We start from the raw sequence: 15,645 nt of genomic DNA, 5'->3' as shown, positions 1-15,645 counted from the left end.
CGGTTTGCCGCTTTGACACCGTTATCTCACTGCAGAAAGTGCAAGATCGCTGGGGCAGGGCAGGGCAGGGCAGGGCAGGGCGGGGCAGGGCGGGAGGGGGTGGGGTGGGGTGGGGTGGGGTTAGGCGCGTTCGGTTCGGGTGGCCGGGTGGCGGTCGGGGTCGGCGGGACGGCGGGGGGTCGGTTGGGACAGGCCGGTGCTGAAGCGGGTCGAGTCCGCCGCCAGGTCCGGGTGTTCCACGTCGAGTGCCAGCGCGGCGGCCTCGTCAAGCCCCAACTCCGCACCCTCGCCGTACGCGTCGTCGAAGGCCACGTCGCCCAGCACCGCGCGCAACTCCCCCTGCTGCTCGGCCCAGTAACCGCCGAAGATGCCGGGGGTGGCACGCATGCTCGCCCGGGTGGCCTGCGCGGCCCCGAACAGGCGGGCGGCGGTCGACCGCTCCCCGCCGATCGCGCAGCGCACCGCGACCGCGTTCAAGGTGTCGCACGCCCGCCCGTGGTAGCCGTGGCCCATCCGGGAACGCAGCGCCACCAGCAGATGCTCGTGTGCGGCGATCACGTCGCCGCGGGCCAGCGCGACCATGCCGAGCAGCATGTCCACCGAACGCCGGCCCCGCTCCACGGGCCGGGCCGCCTCCACCGGACGGACCGCGCCCAGCAGTTCCGCCGCCTCCTCCAGGGCGCCCCGCCGCCAGAGCAGCTCGGCCAGGCTGAAGACCGCGAACAGCGCCTCGCCGACCACGTCCTGCCCGTGCGCCCAGTCGATGACCTCCCGGCACACCCGCTCGGCCTCGACGAACTGCCCCATGTCCACAAGCGGCGCGGCCCTGCCGGCGAGCACCCGGGCCAGCAATCCGGCGTCGCCGGCCTGCCGCGCCGCCGCCTCCGCCCGCTGGGAGTAGCGCAGCTCCTCGGCGAACTCGCCGTCGGCGCTGGCGTGCAGCGAATGCATGTGGTACGCCGCCGCCATCTCCGCCTCCGGGATCCGCTCCCCCGTCTCCGCGATCCGTCCGTACAGCCGGAACAGCCACAGCCGCCCCTCGCGGGCCAGGCCCCGCTCCAACCACCACTGGTCCAGCCCGCCCGCCAGACCGAGCCCGGCTCGGGCGCTGCCTCCGGTGGCGCACCACCGCAGCGCGGCGCGCAGCTCCCCGGCCAGTGGATCGAGGGCATACAACGACAGCGTCACAGGCCGGCCGTCCTGGCCCAGGTGGGCCCGGTCCAACGCGTGCGCAGACCAGGCCACGTGCCGGTCCCGAGCGGCCTGCTCCTCGCCCGCCTCTGCCAACCGCCGCGCCGCGTACGCCCGAATGGGGTCGAGCATCCGGTAGGTGCTGCCGGAGGCACGCGGCTCGGCCAACACCATCGACTTGTCCACCAGGACCGAGAGCGGGTCCAGCGGATCGTCACCCAGCAGCCACTCCACCGTCGCCAGATCCACCGGGCCGGCGAAGACCGCCAGCCACCGCAGCAGGCGGGCGGCCCGGGGCCCCAGCGTCCGGTAGGACCAGGTGACGGTGGCCTGCATGGTCAGATGCCGTTCGGTGGCCGAGCGCTGCACCGCTCGGCTCGCCGGCGTGGGCGGTGACGCACCGGCCGCCGCCGCGACCAGGTCCACGGTGTCCTGCTGGTTGCCGGACCAGCCCCGCTCCACCGGCGGCGGATCCGGGTCCTCCCGGCCGGCGTCCAGCGTGCCGAGGACATCGTCCAGCCGCTCGGCGAGCTGACCGACGGAGAGCACCCGCAGCCGGGCGGCGGCCAACTCGATGGCGAGCGGCAGACCGTCCAACCGCTGCACTACCCGACGCAGGTCGGCGGACTCGGCCGGGTCCGGCTGCCGCCCACCGCGCGCCGCCGCCGTACGGTCCAGCAGCAGCGCCACCGCGTCGCTCTCCGCACCGTCCGCGTGCGGGTCGACAGAGAGCGGCGGAATCCGCCACACCACCTCGCCGGGCAGGCTGAACGACTCACGACTGGTGGCGAGCACCCGTACGCCGCCCCCGCCGGACAGCAGCCGCGCGATCACCTCGGCGCAGGCGGCCGGTTGGGTGTCGCAGGTGTCGAGTACGACCAACATCCGGCGGCCGGCCGCGTACTCGACGAGGGTGTCCAGCATCGGCCGACCGGGCTCGGGACGCAGGCCGAGCACGGCGGCGATGGCGAACGCCACCAGCCCCGGGTCGGTCACCGAGGCGATGTCGACGAACCAGACCCCGTCCGGGTACGCCTCGACAACTCCGCTGGCCAACTCCACCGCGAGCCGGGTCTTGCCCGCGCCGCCGGCGCCCAGCACGGTGACCAGGCGGTGTTGACGCACCAGCAGGCCCAGCTCGATGCGCTCGGCCTGCCGGCCGACGAACGAGGTCACCTGGGTGGGGAGGTTGTGCGCCACCGCGTCCGCGGTGCGGGGCCGGGGGAACTGCCGTTCCAGACCCGGGGCGACCAGTTGGAACAGTCGTTCCCGGTCGTCGAAGCCGCGCAGTCGGTGCAGGCCCAGGTCGAGCAGTGTCGCACCCGGCGGCATCGGCTCGGCCCGACGTGCGGTGGACGCGGTGCAGAGCACCTGCCCGCCGTGCGCAGCGGCCGCCACCCGGGCAGCCCGGTGCACCTCGGGGCTGGCGTACTCGCCGTCGCGTGGCTCGGCATAGCCGGTGTGCAGGCCCATCCGCACCCGGGGCGCGGCCTCGGTGGTGGGCCAGTCGTGGCTGGACAGTGCCCGCTGGGCGGTCAGGCACGCGGTCATCGCCGCTGTCGCTTCCTCGAAGGCGAGGAAGAACGAATCGCCCTCGGTCAGCAGCTCCGCGCCACCCGTGCTGGCCAGCGTGCGGCGCAGCAGCCGTCGATGCTCGGCGAGCACCGGGCGATAGTCCGGGCCGAGCAGCTGAGCCAGCCGGGTCGAGCCCTCGATATCGGTAAATACGAAGGTCACCCAACCGCTCGGGAGCTGGATCCGTGGCGACATGCGAGGAACCTCCGCCCGTGACGTCGGCTTCATGCTGCCTGAATCCGAACGATCACACATCGTGAGAACGGCCGGGCAAGTGCCGCCTCAACGTGCCACTCGGACCCGCTCCCGGCAAGGCCGGCCCACCAGGCGGCGGCGAATTGGCCCGATCAGCAGCCGCAGGCGCCGCCGCAGCAGCCACCAGCAGCGGGTGCCGGGGCACCACCACTGCGGCCGGTGACCGCGACCGCGGAAAGAAGCTTGACCGTGTCGGCGTGTCCCTGTGGGCAGCTCGCCGGCTCACCGGCCGCCGCCATCGAACGGTTGACCTCGAAGGTGTCGCCGCAGGCGCGGCAGCGGAACTCGTACCGGGGCATGGCACCCAGGGTACGTGGATCTGGCGGTTCGCGGAGCATGGGTGATACTCGACAGGTGGTGGACGGCGAGGACGACACGCGTGTGCAACCGTTACGACCGGCCGCGCCGCTGGACGGGCCGCTCGAAGGCTCGGGGGCCGCGCCCGACCCGGTGCGCAAGGTGCCGCGCCCCCGCCGCCCCTGGCTGATAGGGCGCTCCGCGGGTACGCCGACCACGCCACCGGTCACCGCGCCGACCACGCCACCGGTCACCGCGCCGACCACGCCACCGGTCACCGCGCCGGCTCCGCCAGCGGCCAACCCCACAGCGGCCGACTCCGCCGGGTCCGAACCGGACGCGAGCGCCACCGGCACGGGAACCCGAGCGGGACCCGTCCCGACCGCAAGCCCAGTAGCTGCCCCGCAGACCGAGGCACCCAAGGCCGACGGCGCGAAAGCCGACGCCACGAAGGCCGACGTCACGAAGGCCGACGTCACGAAGGCCGACGTCACGAAGGCCGACGGCACGAAGGCCGACGGCAGCGCCAGCGGCTCGTCCCCGTCGAAGTCAGCCGAGGCGTCGACCGCCGACACCCCAGCCGACGAAGCGAAGACCGGTGCCGCGGGTCCGGCGAAGACCACTGTGGATGAGATTCCGGTCGTGGCAGCGTCCGACCCGGCCCGTCGGCGGCGGGTGCAGTTCGCGCATGCGGTACGTCTGCCGCCGCGCCGGGCGGCGGCCGCGGCGGCCCGGGCGACCCGCGCCTGGGCGCGCCGGCCGAGCGGTCGGCTGACCCTGCCCGGCGTCTTCCTGCTGGCGCTGGTGGCCGCGACCGCAGCGGCGGGAGCGCTGCTCGTACCGGCCGCGATCCGCGCACCGCGCCCGGTGGCGGTCGACGCCTCGGCCGCGCCGAGCGGGATCGCGGCGCCGGGGGTGCCGTCCGGCCTGCCGACCAGCCCGCTGCCCACCGGGCCGCTGCCGACCCAGCCGCTGCCCACCGGCGGGTTGCCCGGCAACGGGCTGCCGACCGGGTCGGTGATCGGTGGCCGACCGTCGGACGCCCTGGCCGGTTGGGCGCAGCAGGTCGGTGCCAAGGTCGGTGTGCCGGCGGTCGCCATGCAGGCGTACGGCTACGCCGAGCTGGTGCTCGCCCAGACCAACCGCAGCTGTGCGCTGAGCTGGACCACGCTGGCCGCGATCGGAAAGGTCGAATCGGATCACGGCTCGACCAACGGGGCGCGGTTGGGGCAGGACGGCAAGGCGCTGCCCAACATCTTCGGGCTGCCGCTGGACGGGAAGGAGGGTCGAATGCGGATCATCGACACCGACCGTGGGGCGCTTGACGGGGACGCGACCCTCGACCGCGCCATCGGGCCGATGCAGTTCATCCCGACCACCTGGCAGGAGATCGGCGCGGACGCGGACAACGACGGCCGCAAGGACCCGCACGACCTGGACGACGCCGCGCTTGCAGCGGGAAACTACCTCTGCAAGGGCGGCCGAAATTTGAGCATTGCGGGCGACTGGTGGAACGCGATCCTCTCCTACAACGACGTACGGCGGTACGCCCAGGAGGTCTACGACACCGCGAACCGGTACGGACGGGCCAGTCGGTCATGAAGTGATCGTCTCGATACGTTGGAGAACTGGACACTTCCCCCGGGCCTCTGTTAGCGGCAAGCTAGACGGGTGATGGTGCGCGAGTGGGACCCCAGGACCGCGTCGTCCGCCGAGATCGCGTCGCTGTTGGCCACGCTGAACGCGGTCCTGGCGGCCGATCTGCCGCAGGATCCGCCCTGGCGGGAGGCTTCACTGCGGGAGTACCTCGCCGAGGTGATGCCCGGCGAGCGGCGGATCTCCTGGATCGCCCAGGCCGAACCGGCCGCCCCGGGCGACACGGGCGCGGTGCTCGGCCAGGTGCACGTACTCCTTCTGGGTGACATCGGCGTGCTCGAGGTGCTGGTGCACCCGTCCGCCCGGCGCACCGGCCTCGGCCGTGACCTGGTGCTGCGCGCGGCGCGCCGGGTCTATCAGGAGGGCTTCCGGTCGATCGGGGTCGAGGTCGTCGGCGACACGCCGGCGGTCGGGTTCTACGAGTCGCTCGGCTTCAACCGGGAGTACGTGGAGACGCGCAGCGTGCTCGACCTGACCGCGGTGGACTGGGCCGAGCTGGCCGAGATGGCCACCGGCATCAGCGCGGGCTACCAGCTGGAGTTCTTCCCGGGCGGGCCGCCGGATGATCTGATCGAGGCGTACGCGCGGGCCAAGGCCGAGGTGCGCGACGTCGACGACGGTGAGCTGCGCCCCAGCTCCTACGACCCGGAGCGGCTGCGGGACAGCCTCGACACGCTGCACCGACGGGGCATGAAGCCGTACATCGTGCTCGCCCGGCACGAGCAGAGCGGCGAGGTGGCCGGCCTGACCGAGGTGGTGGTGCCGGCGCAGCACCCGACCCGCGCGGACCAGTACGACACGATCGTCGCGCAGGATCACCGGGGCTACGGCATCGATCGGGCGATCAAGGCCCGGATGCTGCTGGAGTTGCGCTCCGCCGAGCCGGAGCTGATCGAGGTGCAGACCTGGAACGCGCAGGCCAACGAGGCGATGTTGAAGGTCAACGCGGAGCTGGGCTACCGCCCCGACCGGGACTGGTGCGAATACAGCGTCGACGTCGCCGAGCTGGTGCACCGCCCCGATCTGCCACGCTGAGAAATTCACGAAACTGTCCATTAGGGGATGGACGGTGGACAGTCGCGCACCTTAACGTGCGTTGACCCCCATCCACCCATCGTGGAGGCCCTATGCGCCCGCGCCGCTCAATCGCCGCGCTCGCGACCGCCACCGCCGCCGTGACCGTCACGGCGCTCGGCGTCGCACCCACCGCGGCCAGCGCCGCGCCCACCGACCTGTTCATCTCGGAGTACGTCGAGGGTTCGTCGAACAACAAGGCGATCGAGCTGTTCAACGGCACGGGCGCCGCCGTCGACCTGTCGGCCGGTGGCTACCAGTTGCAGCTCTACTTCAACGGCTCCACCACGGCCACCACGATCGCCCTCACCGGCAGCGTGGCGGCCGGTGACGCGTTCGTGTTCGCCAGCGCCTCGGCCGGGGCCGCCATCCTCGCCCAGGCCGACCAGACCACCGGGGCGAGCCTCTTCAACGGTGACGACGCGATCGTGCTGCGCCGGGGCACCACAGTGCTCGACTCGATCGGCCAGGTGGGCGTCGACCCGGGCACCGAGTGGGGCGCCGGCGTCACCAGCACCGCGGACAACACAGTGCGCCGGTTGCCGAACGTGGCCGCCGGTGACACCGACCCGTCGGACGCGTTCGACCCCGCCGCACAGTGGGCCGGTTTCCCAGTCGACACGTTCGACGGGCTGGGCGCGCACACCGTGGACGGCGGCGGCCCCGTCGACGTGCCGGCCACGGTGACCTGTGGCGGGCCGCTGGTCACCGCCGCCGGCACGGCCGCGAGCCGCGAGGTGACCGCCGCCGACCCCGACGACACGATCGTCGACCTGGCGGTGACCGCTATCAGCCCGAGCCCGACCTCCGGCTCGATCACCCGTACCGCGTTCACCCCCGCCGACGGAGTGGGCGGCACCGCCCGCGCCACGGTCGGCGTGAGCGCCGACCTCGCCGCCGGGGCGTACACCGTCACCCTCACCGCGACCGACGCGGGCGGTGGCACCGCGAGCTGCGCGCTGGCCGTGCAGGTGACCCGGGAGCTGACCGTCGGCGAGGTGCAGGGGCCGACCACCGACACCGAGTCCGGTCCGAGCGACCGGTCACCGCTCGCACCGGCGAGCGGCAACGGCACGAGCAGCACGCTGTACGACGTACGCGGCGTGATCACCCAGTTGACCCTGGCGCGCACCTCGGCGGGGGCGGAGCAGCACGGCTTCTTCCTGCAGAGCCGCGTTGGTGACACCGACGGCGACCCGACCAGCTCCGACGGCATCTTCGTGTTCATGGGCACGTTCACCTCGCTGATCGGCGGTTACGTGCCGACGGTCGGCGACGAGGTCGTGCTGCGGGCCCGGGTGTCGGAGTACTACAACTTCACCCAGCTCTCCGGCGCGTCGTTGGTCCGCCGGATCGGCGGTGGGCTGGTCGTGGACACCGCGGTCGCGGTGGCCGACGCGGTGCCGCCGGCCGTGCTGACCGACGCGCAGCGTTTCTGGGAGCGGCACGAGGGTTCTCGGATTCGGGTACGCGCGGGCAGCGGCGCGGTGAGTGGCCGGGACGTCTTCTCCTCCACGGCAGACGCGGAGCTGTGGGTGGTCGACCGCGACGACCCGCTGCTGGACCGCGCCGACGCGTACTCCCGGCGGGTCTTCCGTGATTCGCACCCACTGGACAACGACCCGACCCGCCGCTTCGACGACGGCAACGGCCAGCGGACGCTGCTCGGCAGCATGGGCGTGAAGGCCACCGCCGGGGACAGCGCCGCGCTGCTCCCGCCGGCGCACACCTTCGACACGCTGCGGGCGGACGCGGTGGGCGGGGTCTACTACTCGTTCGAGAAGTACGGCGTCCAGGTCGAGCGGGCGGAGTTCGCCGCCGGGGCCGACCCGTCGAAGAACAACCCGCCCAAGCCGGCCGACCGGTCCCAGGAGGTGGCCGTGGCCACCTACAACGTGGAGAACCTGTACGACTACCGCGACGACCCGTTCGACGGCTGCGACTTCGCCGGTAACGCCGGCTGCGTGGGCGTCGACCCGCCGTTCGACTACGTCCCAGGCAGCGAGGCGGAGTACCGCGAGCAACTGGCCGCGCTCGCCGACCAGATCGTCAAGGACCTGCACGCACCGGACCTGATCCTGGTGCAGGAGGCCGAGGACCAGGACATCTGCGCGATCTCCGGGGCGGCGCTGAGCTGCGGCGGCACCAACAACGCCGATGGTGCTCCGGACAGCATCCAGGAGTTGGCGCTCACGGTCGCGGCAGCCGGTGGGCCCGCGTACGCCGCCGCTTATGACCGGACCGGCGCGGACGCCCGCGGTATCACCGCAGCCTTCCTGTATCGCACGGACCGGGTGTCGCTGGCGGCCGCGACGGCGGCGGACCCCCTGCTGGGGTCGGCACCGACCGTTCAGTACCGGGCTGCGGGGCTGCCGGCCAACGCCGACGTGCAGAACCCGAAGGCCCTCAACGCGGTGTTGCCGGCGGATGTGGACACCTCGACCGGTCGGGACGGGAGCAACGTCTTCACCCGTGCCCCGCAATTGGGCAAGTTCAGCGTGGCCGCGGCACCCGGCTCGACCGAGCGGTTCACCCTGTACGCCCTCAGCAACCACTACTCCTCCGGCCCGGACAGCCGGGTCGGGCAGCGGCGGGAGCAGGCGCGGTACGGCGCGGCGATCGTCACCGCGATCGAGGCGGCCGACCAGACCGCCCGAGTGGTCTACGGCGGGGACCTGAACGTGTTCCCCCGCCCGGACGATCCCATCGCCACCGGCGACCAGCCGACGCCGTCGGACCAGCTCGCCCCGCTCTACGAGGCGGGCCTGCACAACCTGTGGGACAACCTCGTCGCGGATGTGCCGGCCTCGGCCTACTCGTACAGCTTCGAGGGACAGGCGCAGACTCTCGACCACCTGTTCGTCAACGACGCGTTCTACGGCGACCTGGTGCAGGTGCGGGCGGCACACATCAACGCCGACTGGCCGGCGGAGTTCGCCGGTGACGGGTCGCGGGGTTCCAGTGACCACGACCCGCAGGTGGCCCGGTTCCGGTCCCGGGCGTCGTTGACAGTGGCCGACACGGCGGTGGCCGAGGGCAACCAGGGCACCCGGCAGCTCACCTTCACCGCGACCGTGTCTCGGCCGCTGTCCCAGTCGGTGCTGCTCTGCGCCGCCACCGTCGGCCTCACGGCGCAGGCGGGCTCGGACTTCGACCCGTACGCCGGCTGCAAGGTGTTGGCCGCCGGACAGACGTCGGTGGCGTTCCCGGTGTCGGTACGCGGCGACCGCAAGCGGGAGGCGGACGAGAAGTTGACGCTACTGGTGGCCGGCGTGCCCGGCCTGCGGCTGACCGATCCACTCGCGACCGGAACGATCACCAACGACGACTGATCACGGAATGCGGTCGACGATGGCCCGCCGGACCCGCTCGGGACGGCGGGCCGTCGTCTCTCCTGCCTCAGCGGTACCGCCAGAGCTGTGGCGGCGGCGGATCGCCGCGGTGCAGAGCAAATGCAGGTGTGGAGGCGTCCGGCCCCGGGCTCCGCCACGCGAGGCGACGTCGAGTCCGGGGCTCCGCCACGCGAGGCGGCGTCGGGCCCGGGGGGGGGCCGATGGTCGCGGGCGGGCCGCTCAGTAGCGCTGGCGGAGCAGGCCGGCGGCCTCGACAGCCCAGTAGGTGAGGATGACCTGCGCACCGGCTCGCTTGATCGAGGTGAGCGTCTCCAACATCACCCGCTCGCGGTCGATCCAGCCGTTCGCGGCGGCCGCCTCGACCATCGCGTACTCCCCGGAGACCTGGTAGGCGGCGACCGGGACGTCCACCGCGGCCCGCACCGCCGACACCACGTCGAGGTAGGGCAGCGCCGGCTTGACCATCACCAGGTCGGCGCCCTCGGCTACGTCCAACGCGACCTCGCGCAGTGACTCACGCAGATTGGCCGGGTCCTGCTGGTAGGTGCGCCGGTCGCCCTCCAGCGCCGACTCCACCGCCTCCCGGAACGGGCCGTAGAAGGCGGAGGCGTACTTCACGGCGTACGCCAGCACGGAGACGTCCTGGTAGCCGGCGGCGTCGAGGGCCCGGCGTACCACGCCGACCTGGCCGTCCATCATCCCGGACGGCCCGACCATGCCGACCCCGGCGGCGGCCTGGGCCACCGCCATCTCGGCGTACGCGGCCAGGGTGGAGTCGTTGTCGACCTCACCGTCGGGGGTGAGCAGCCCACAGTGCCCGTGCGAGGTGAACTCGTCGAGGCACAGGTCGCTCATCACCACCGTGGCGTCGCCCACCTCGGCCACCACGTCGCGGATGGCGACGTTGAGGATGCCGTTCGGGTCGATGCCGCCGGAGCCGGTCGGGTCCCGCTGCTCCGGCACACCGAAGAGCATGATCCCGCCGACACCGGCCTGGACCGCCTCGACCGCCGCCTTGCGCAGCGAGTCCCGGGAGTGCTGGAGCACCCCCGGGAGCGACCCGATGGCGCGGGGCTCGGTCAGCCCCTCCTTGACGAACATCGGCACGACCAGCTCGGCCGGGTCGACCCGGGTCTCGGACACCAGCCGGCGGACCGCCGGGTTGCGGCGCAGCCGGCGGGGCCGGATCTCGGGGTACGACATGGCAGGCCCTCCTCGAACGACTACCGGAAGCGCAGAGCGGTCGGGCCCTGCACCTTCGAGCCACGGCGCTGCTTGGCCGGCATGGCGGCCAGCTTCTCCCGCAGCTCGACGGCGTAGGCGGCGAGCGCCTCCACCAGGTCGGGCACCGAGGCGTGCGGCGGCTGGACGTCGACGCGCAGGCCGAACTCCGTCGCGGTCTCCGCCGTCTTGGGCCCAATGACGGCAACAACGGTCCGGGCGTGCGGCTTCCCGGCGATGCCGACCAGGTTGCGCACGGTGGAGGACGAGGTGAAGAGCACCGCGTCGAACCCGCCCGACTTGATCGCGTCGCGGATTTCGGCGGGCGGCGGAGCGGCCCGCACCGTCCGGTACGCGGTCACGTCGTCGACCTCCCAGCCCCGCTCGGTGAGCCCGGCGGCGAGCGTCTCGGTGGCGATGTCGGCGCGCGGCAGCAGCACCCGGCCCACCGGGTCGAGGATCTCGTCGTGCGGCGAGAACTCGGCCAGCAGACCCTCGGAGGACTGCTCCCCGGCGGGGATCAGCTCCGGCTGGATGCCGAACGCGCGGACCGCGTCCGCGGTGGCCTCACCGATGCAGGCGATCTTGACGCCACCGAAGTGTCGGGCGTCGAGACCGTGCTCGGCGAACTTCTCCCAGACCGCGCGGACCGCGTTCACCGATGTGAAGATCACCCAGGCGTACCGGCCGTCGACCAGGCCCTTGACCGCCCGCTCCATCTGCGCCGGGGTACGCGGCGGCTCGACCGCGATGGTCGGCACCTCGCACGGGATCGCCCCGTACGCGCGCAGCCGGGCGCTCATCGCGCCGGCCTGCTCCTTGGTCCGGGGTACGAGCACCTTCCAGCCGTACAGCGGGCGGTTCTCCCACCAGCTCAGCTTGTCGCGCTGCCCCACCCCGACACCGACGGTGAGCACCACCCGGCCGGTGAAACCGAGCGCGGCGGCCACGAAGCTGTCCACTGTCGACGTGGTCGTGTACTGGGTCTCGCCGGTGCCGTCGCCGGTCACCCCGACGCCGGTGGTGCCGTCGACCCCGGCGGCGAGCAGCCCGTCGCGGACGGCAGCGAGGTCACCGGCGTCCACGGCGAGCGCGAGCGAACCCCGGCCGACGGCCGTGGCCAACGCCTCGAAGTCCAGCGCGCTGACGTCCTCGACGTCGGCGGCCGTACGCACACCCGGTAGCGGGACCCCGGCGTAGGTGGCCACACCCTCGGCCTGGCCGACGCCGGGCACCACCTCGAAGTGGGCGGCGGTGCGGGCCACCGCCTGCACCTCCTTGACCACCGAGTCGTGCCCGAACGGGTCGCCGGCGACCAGGTGCACCGCGTTGAGCCCGGAGCGGGCCGCGGAGATCAGCACCTTCGCCACGTCCCCCGGCGCGCCCTCGGCCGGGGTGAACTCGGCATCGTCCCTGGCCTCGGCGCGAACGACGGTGAGCAACGACTCCGGGACTCCCCGGTCGTAGATCACCTGGTCGGCGTCGACCAGGGCGTCGTGGGCCCGACGGGTCAGCAGGCCCGGGTCACCGGGGCCAGCCCCGACGAACGCGATACGGCCGACGGGCTTACGGGTGCGGGTCATTCTGTGCTCCCAAATTGCTGGGTCCCCGGGCCGGTGTGTCCTTCGTGGCCGAGGATCGAGTCGGCGCCGAGGTCGAGGAGTTCGGCGGCGAGTGCCTTACCGATCTCCGCCGCGTCGGCGGGCGTTCCGGTGCGGGACAGCCGGAGGTCACGAGTGCCGTCCGGGCTGATCACCGCCCCGCGCAGGTAGATCTCATCGCCGGTCTCGCCTTCGGCGAGTTCGGCATAGGCGGCGACGGGTGCGCTGCACCCGGCCTCCAGGGTTGCCAGAAACGCACGTTCCGCGGTGACCGCGGCACGCGACGGTGCGTGGTCGAGCACGGCGAGCAGCTCGACCAGGTCCTGGTCGTCGACCCGGCACTCCACTGCCAACGCGCCCTGAGCGGGAGCGGGCAGCATGAGCATCGGGTCCAGCGACTCGGTGATCACGTCGAGCCGGCCGAGTCGGGCCAGACCGGCCCGGGCCAGGACGACGGCGTCGAGGTCGGCCTCGGGGCCGAGCACCCGCCCCAGGCGGGTGTCGACGTTGCCGCGGATCGGGGTGACCTCCAGTTGCAGGCCGAGGGCGTGCAACTGGGCGATCCGACGCAGCGCTCCGGTGCCCACGGTGGCCCCGGGCGGCAGCTCGGCGAGCGTCCGGCCGTCGCGGGCCACCAACGCGTCGCGCGGGTCCTGCCGGGCCGGTACCGCCACGATGTGCAGCCCACCGGCGGCGGCCGTGGGCAGATCCTTGTACGAGTGCACCGCGAAGTCGATCGTCCCGGCGGTCAGCGCGTCACGCAGGGCGGAGACGAACACCCCGACGCCCAGCCGGTGCACCGGCGCGTTGGAGCGGTCGCCCGCGGTGACCACCTCGACCAGCTCGACGGGGCGGCCGGTAGCGGCGGTCACCGCCTCGGCGACCTGGCCGGACTGGGCCATCGCCAGGGCGCTGCCCCGGGTGCCGAGGCGCAGGGGGGCGGTCATCGCGCACCTCCGGTGGGTGGAGTGGGCTCGGCGGCGTCGGCTCCGGACACCGGGTCGGTGCCGGGGAGCGCCATGCCGAGGTCGGGGGTCAGCACGTCCGGGACGGTGTCCACCGGCGAGGTCTGCGGCACCTCGAGGTCGAACAGCTCGCGCAGCAGTGCCGCGTACTGGTCGCCGCCGGGCTCCGCGGCCAACTGGCGGACCTTGACGGTGGGCTGGTGCAGCAGCCGCTGCACCACCCGGTGCACAGTGCGGGCCACCTCGGCCCGCAGGTCGTCGCCGAGGTCGGGGCGACGCTGGGCCAGTCGGCGCAGCTCGGCGGTGACCACGTCGTCGGCCCGGCCGCGCAGCGCGGCCACTGTGGGTGCCACGTCGGCGCCGCGCAGCCAGGTGAGGAAGCCCTCCACCTCGCCGAGGACGATGCGTTCGACGGCTGCGGCGTCGGCAGCCGCCGGACCGTCGGCGAGCAGCGCCGCCATCCGGTCGATGTCGATCACCTCGACGCCGGGCAGCTCGGCGACGCCCTCCTCGACGTCGCGCGGAACGGCCAGGTCGAGCAGGACCAGCGGGCCCCGGGACGGGTCACGTTCGGCCAGCGCCGCGGTGACCACCGACCGGGTGAGGACCGGTTCGGTGGACGCGGTGGCGGCCACTACGATGTCCACTGTGGAGAGGGTGTCGGCCAGCTCGGTCATCGGCGCGGCAGTCGCCCCGTACGACTCGGCGAGCCGGACGGCCCGGTCGGCACCCCGGTTGCTGACGGTGAGCGGCCCGGCACCCAGCCGGGACAGCGTGGCCACCCCGAGCGAACCCATCGCACCGGCGCCGACCACCAGGGCCGGGTGGCCGACGAGGTCGCCGTCGAGGTGCCCGGCAGCCAGCTCCAGGGCGGCGGTGACGACGCTCTGGCCGGCCCGGTCGATGCCGGTCTCGGCGTGGGCGCGCTTGCCGACCCGCAACGCCTGCTGCATCAGCTCGTGCAACAGCCGGCCGGCCGAGTCGGCGCCGGTGGCCCAGTGGTACGCGTCACGCAACTGGCCGAGGATCTGCGCCTCGCCCACCACCATCGAGTCCAGACCCGTGGCGACCCGGAAGACGTGATCCACGGCCGCGGTGTCGTAGTGCACGTACAGGTGGCTGGCGAGCGCGGTCGGCGAGCTGCCGGCCTGCTCGGCCAGCACGGCGCAGACGTCGCCGAGCCCACCGTGGAAACCGGACACGGCGGCGTAGACCTCCACCCGGTTGCAGGTGGAGACGATCACCGCCTCGGAAACGTACGGCTGGGCGACCAGGCGGTCCAGTGTTCGGGTCAGGTCGGCGGGAGGCACGGCCAGCTGCTCCAGCGTGGCGACCGGGGCGGTCCGGTAGGACGCGCCGACGACGAGCAGTTTCACGTGCCTATCGCCTCCTGGGTGTCGGTGGCCGCGAACCCGCCCGGCAGGGCGGTGAGAGCGGTCCCGCCGGTGGCGGGCAGCGCGGTCAGCGACGCCTTGCGGTGCTCGTGGAAGGACAAAATCTGCAGCTCGATGGCGAGGTCGACCTTGCGCACGTCGACCCCCTCCGGAACCGAGAGTACGCACGGCGCGAAGTTGAGGATGCTCGTCACGCCGACGGCGACCAGTTGGTCGGCGACCTGCTGGGCGGCGGCGGCCGGGGTGGCGATCACGCCGATCGCGAGGGATTCCTCCGCGGCGACCGTCGGCAGGTCGTCGACATGCCGGACTACCAGGCCGTTGATCTCCTCACCGACCCGGGAGGGATCGGCGTCGAGCAGTGCGGCGATCCGGAAGCCCCGGCTGGCGAAACCGTCGTAGCCGGCCAGAGCGTGACCGAGATTACCCACGCCGACCAGGGCAACCGCCCGGCGTTGAGTGAGCCCGAGCACATACTCGATCTGCTCGATCAGCAGCGTGACGTCGTAGCCGACGCCCCTGGTGCCGTACGAGCCGAGGTGGGAGAGGTCCTTGCGGAGCTTGGCGGAGTTGACCCCGGCGGCGGCGGAGAGACCCTCGCTGGAGACCGTCTCGTGCCCGGTGTCGGCCAGGTTGTGCAGCGCGCGCAGGTACTCCGGGAGCCGAGCGACGGTCGCCTCGGGCAGATCCGGGAGCGCCGGTACGGCACCGGCGCTGCCGGGCGCGCCTGGGTGACGGTGCTGACTCATGAGACTCCGTGCGGTGCGATCCTCGGCCAACTCCGCTGGTCGGCCGTTTGTGGACTCCCGCTGGCGACCGAGGTTGCCGGCTGTGCTAGCAGGGCGCGTCGGAGTCACAGCGTAGGCGCTTGTGAAGACGTGCACAAATCGCGATCTTGTCGCTGCGTGGCGCGACCTCACCAGCCCCTCCATTCCACAAGATCGATTGAACGGCCTGGTCCGCTCACCGCCCGGGCGATTATTGCTCAATCCCGACTTCTCTGACCAATCCCGCGCCGGCCCTGCCCCGAGCCCATCGCCACGCCCGCGATCTTGCACTTGCT

10 protein-coding genes are annotated in these 15,645 nt (G+C 72.9%); 3 read left to right on the top strand and 7 right to left on the bottom strand.

The annotated features are described in order from the left end of the window. Positions 1-120: 120 nt before the first annotated feature. Positions 121-2,961 carry an ATP-binding protein gene (locus ACIA47_RS13285; protein WP_396707823.1) on the bottom strand — a complete coding sequence of 947 codons (2,841 nt, stop codon included), beginning with the start codon at positions 2,959-2,961 and terminating at the stop codon, positions 121-123. A 152-nt stretch (positions 2,962-3,113) separates the two neighbouring features. Then, positions 3,114-3,320, bottom strand: coding sequence for a zinc ribbon domain-containing protein (locus tag ACIA47_RS13280; RefSeq protein WP_266304366.1), 207 nt, complete (start codon positions 3,318-3,320; stop codon positions 3,114-3,116). A 37-nt stretch (positions 3,321-3,357) separates the two neighbouring features. Here ACIA47_RS13280 and ACIA47_RS13275 point away from each other — a divergent pair, with 37 nt between their 5' ends. From ACIA47_RS13275 to ACIA47_RS13265, 3 genes are all read left to right on the top strand, one after another. Further along, positions 3,358-4,920 (top strand): lytic murein transglycosylase, encoded by a 1,563-nt coding sequence (locus ACIA47_RS13275; protein WP_396707821.1) that lies wholly within the window; start codon positions 3,358-3,360, stop codon positions 4,918-4,920. Between the two features lie 72 nt (positions 4,921-4,992). Then, complete coding sequence (locus ACIA47_RS13270; protein WP_396708235.1) at positions 4,993-6,009, top strand: GNAT family N-acetyltransferase; 1,017 nt, start codon at positions 4,993-4,995, stop codon at positions 6,007-6,009. Positions 6,010-6,101: 92 nt separating this feature from the next. After that, positions 6,102-9,380 (top strand): lamin tail domain-containing protein, encoded by a 3,279-nt coding sequence (locus ACIA47_RS13265; RefSeq protein WP_396707819.1) that lies wholly within the window; start codon positions 6,102-6,104, stop codon positions 9,378-9,380. A 240-nt stretch (positions 9,381-9,620) separates the two neighbouring features. Here the strand turns inward: ACIA47_RS13265 and hemB are convergent, their stop codons facing one another. Genes hemB through ACIA47_RS13240 form a run of 5 tightly spaced genes read right to left on the bottom strand, consistent with a single transcriptional unit; the run spans position 9,621 to position 15,331 of the window. Then, positions 9,621-10,604 (bottom strand): porphobilinogen synthase, encoded by a 984-nt coding sequence (gene hemB / locus ACIA47_RS13260; RefSeq protein WP_196919917.1) that lies wholly within the window; start codon positions 10,602-10,604, stop codon positions 9,621-9,623. A 20-nt stretch (positions 10,605-10,624) separates the two neighbouring features. Continuing rightward, the gene (locus ACIA47_RS13255; protein ID WP_112584249.1) at positions 10,625-12,205 is read right to left on the bottom strand and encodes a uroporphyrinogen-III synthase; all 1,581 of its coding nucleotides are present in this window, start codon (positions 12,203-12,205) and stop codon (positions 10,625-10,627) included. Next, a complete protein-coding gene (gene hemC / locus ACIA47_RS13250; RefSeq protein ID WP_203126011.1) occupies positions 12,202-13,170 on the bottom strand; it encodes a hydroxymethylbilane synthase in 969 nt (322 codons plus the stop codon). The genes ACIA47_RS13255 and hemC overlap by 4 nt, the downstream gene beginning before the upstream one ends. Then, complete coding sequence (locus ACIA47_RS13245; RefSeq protein WP_112605228.1) at positions 13,167-14,564, bottom strand: glutamyl-tRNA reductase; 1,398 nt, start codon at positions 14,562-14,564, stop codon at positions 13,167-13,169. Before ACIA47_RS13245 ends, hemC begins: the two co-directional genes overlap by 4 nt. After that, entirely contained in the window at positions 14,561-15,331 is a 771-nt protein-coding gene (locus ACIA47_RS13240) for a redox-sensing transcriptional repressor Rex (protein ID WP_203126012.1), read from the bottom strand. Before ACIA47_RS13240 ends, ACIA47_RS13245 begins: the two co-directional genes overlap by 4 nt. Between the last annotated feature and the right edge of the window lie 314 nt (positions 15,332-15,645).

The sequence above is a fragment of the Micromonospora sp. NPDC051227 genome (genome assembly GCF_044455385.1).
Lineage (GTDB): Bacteria > Actinomycetota > Actinomycetes > Mycobacteriales > Micromonosporaceae > Micromonospora.
The sequence above is the reverse complement of the archived record's forward strand: the minus strand, read 5'-3'. Positions and strand labels throughout refer to the sequence as shown.

Bases quoted from the DNA above. Each gene is read 5' to 3' on its own strand.
- ACIA47_RS13275 (WP_396707821.1), top strand. From the start codon at position 3,358: ATGGGTGATACTCGACAGGTGGTGGACGGCGAGGACGACACGCGTGTG.
- ACIA47_RS13280 (WP_266304366.1), bottom strand. From the start codon at position 3,320: ATGCCCCGGTACGAGTTCCGCTGCCGCGCCTGCGGCGACACCTTCGAG.
- ACIA47_RS13240 (WP_203126012.1), bottom strand. From the start codon at position 15,331: ATGAGTCAGCACCGTCACCCAGGCGCGCCCGGCAGCGCCGGTGCCGTA.
- ACIA47_RS13265 (WP_396707819.1), top strand. From the start codon at position 6,102: ATGCGCCCGCGCCGCTCAATCGCCGCGCTCGCGACCGCCACCGCCGCC.
- hemB (WP_196919917.1), bottom strand. From the start codon at position 10,604: ATGTCGTACCCCGAGATCCGGCCCCGCCGGCTGCGCCGCAACCCGGCG.
- ACIA47_RS13285 (WP_396707823.1), bottom strand. From the start codon at position 2,961: ATGTCGCCACGGATCCAGCTCCCGAGCGGTTGGGTGACCTTCGTATTT.
- hemC (WP_203126011.1), bottom strand. From the start codon at position 13,170: ATGACCGCCCCCCTGCGCCTCGGCACCCGGGGCAGCGCCCTGGCGATG.
- ACIA47_RS13255 (WP_112584249.1), bottom strand. From the start codon at position 12,205: ATGACCCGCACCCGTAAGCCCGTCGGCCGTATCGCGTTCGTCGGGGCT.
- ACIA47_RS13270 (WP_396708235.1), top strand. From the start codon at position 4,993: ATGGTGCGCGAGTGGGACCCCAGGACCGCGTCGTCCGCCGAGATCGCG.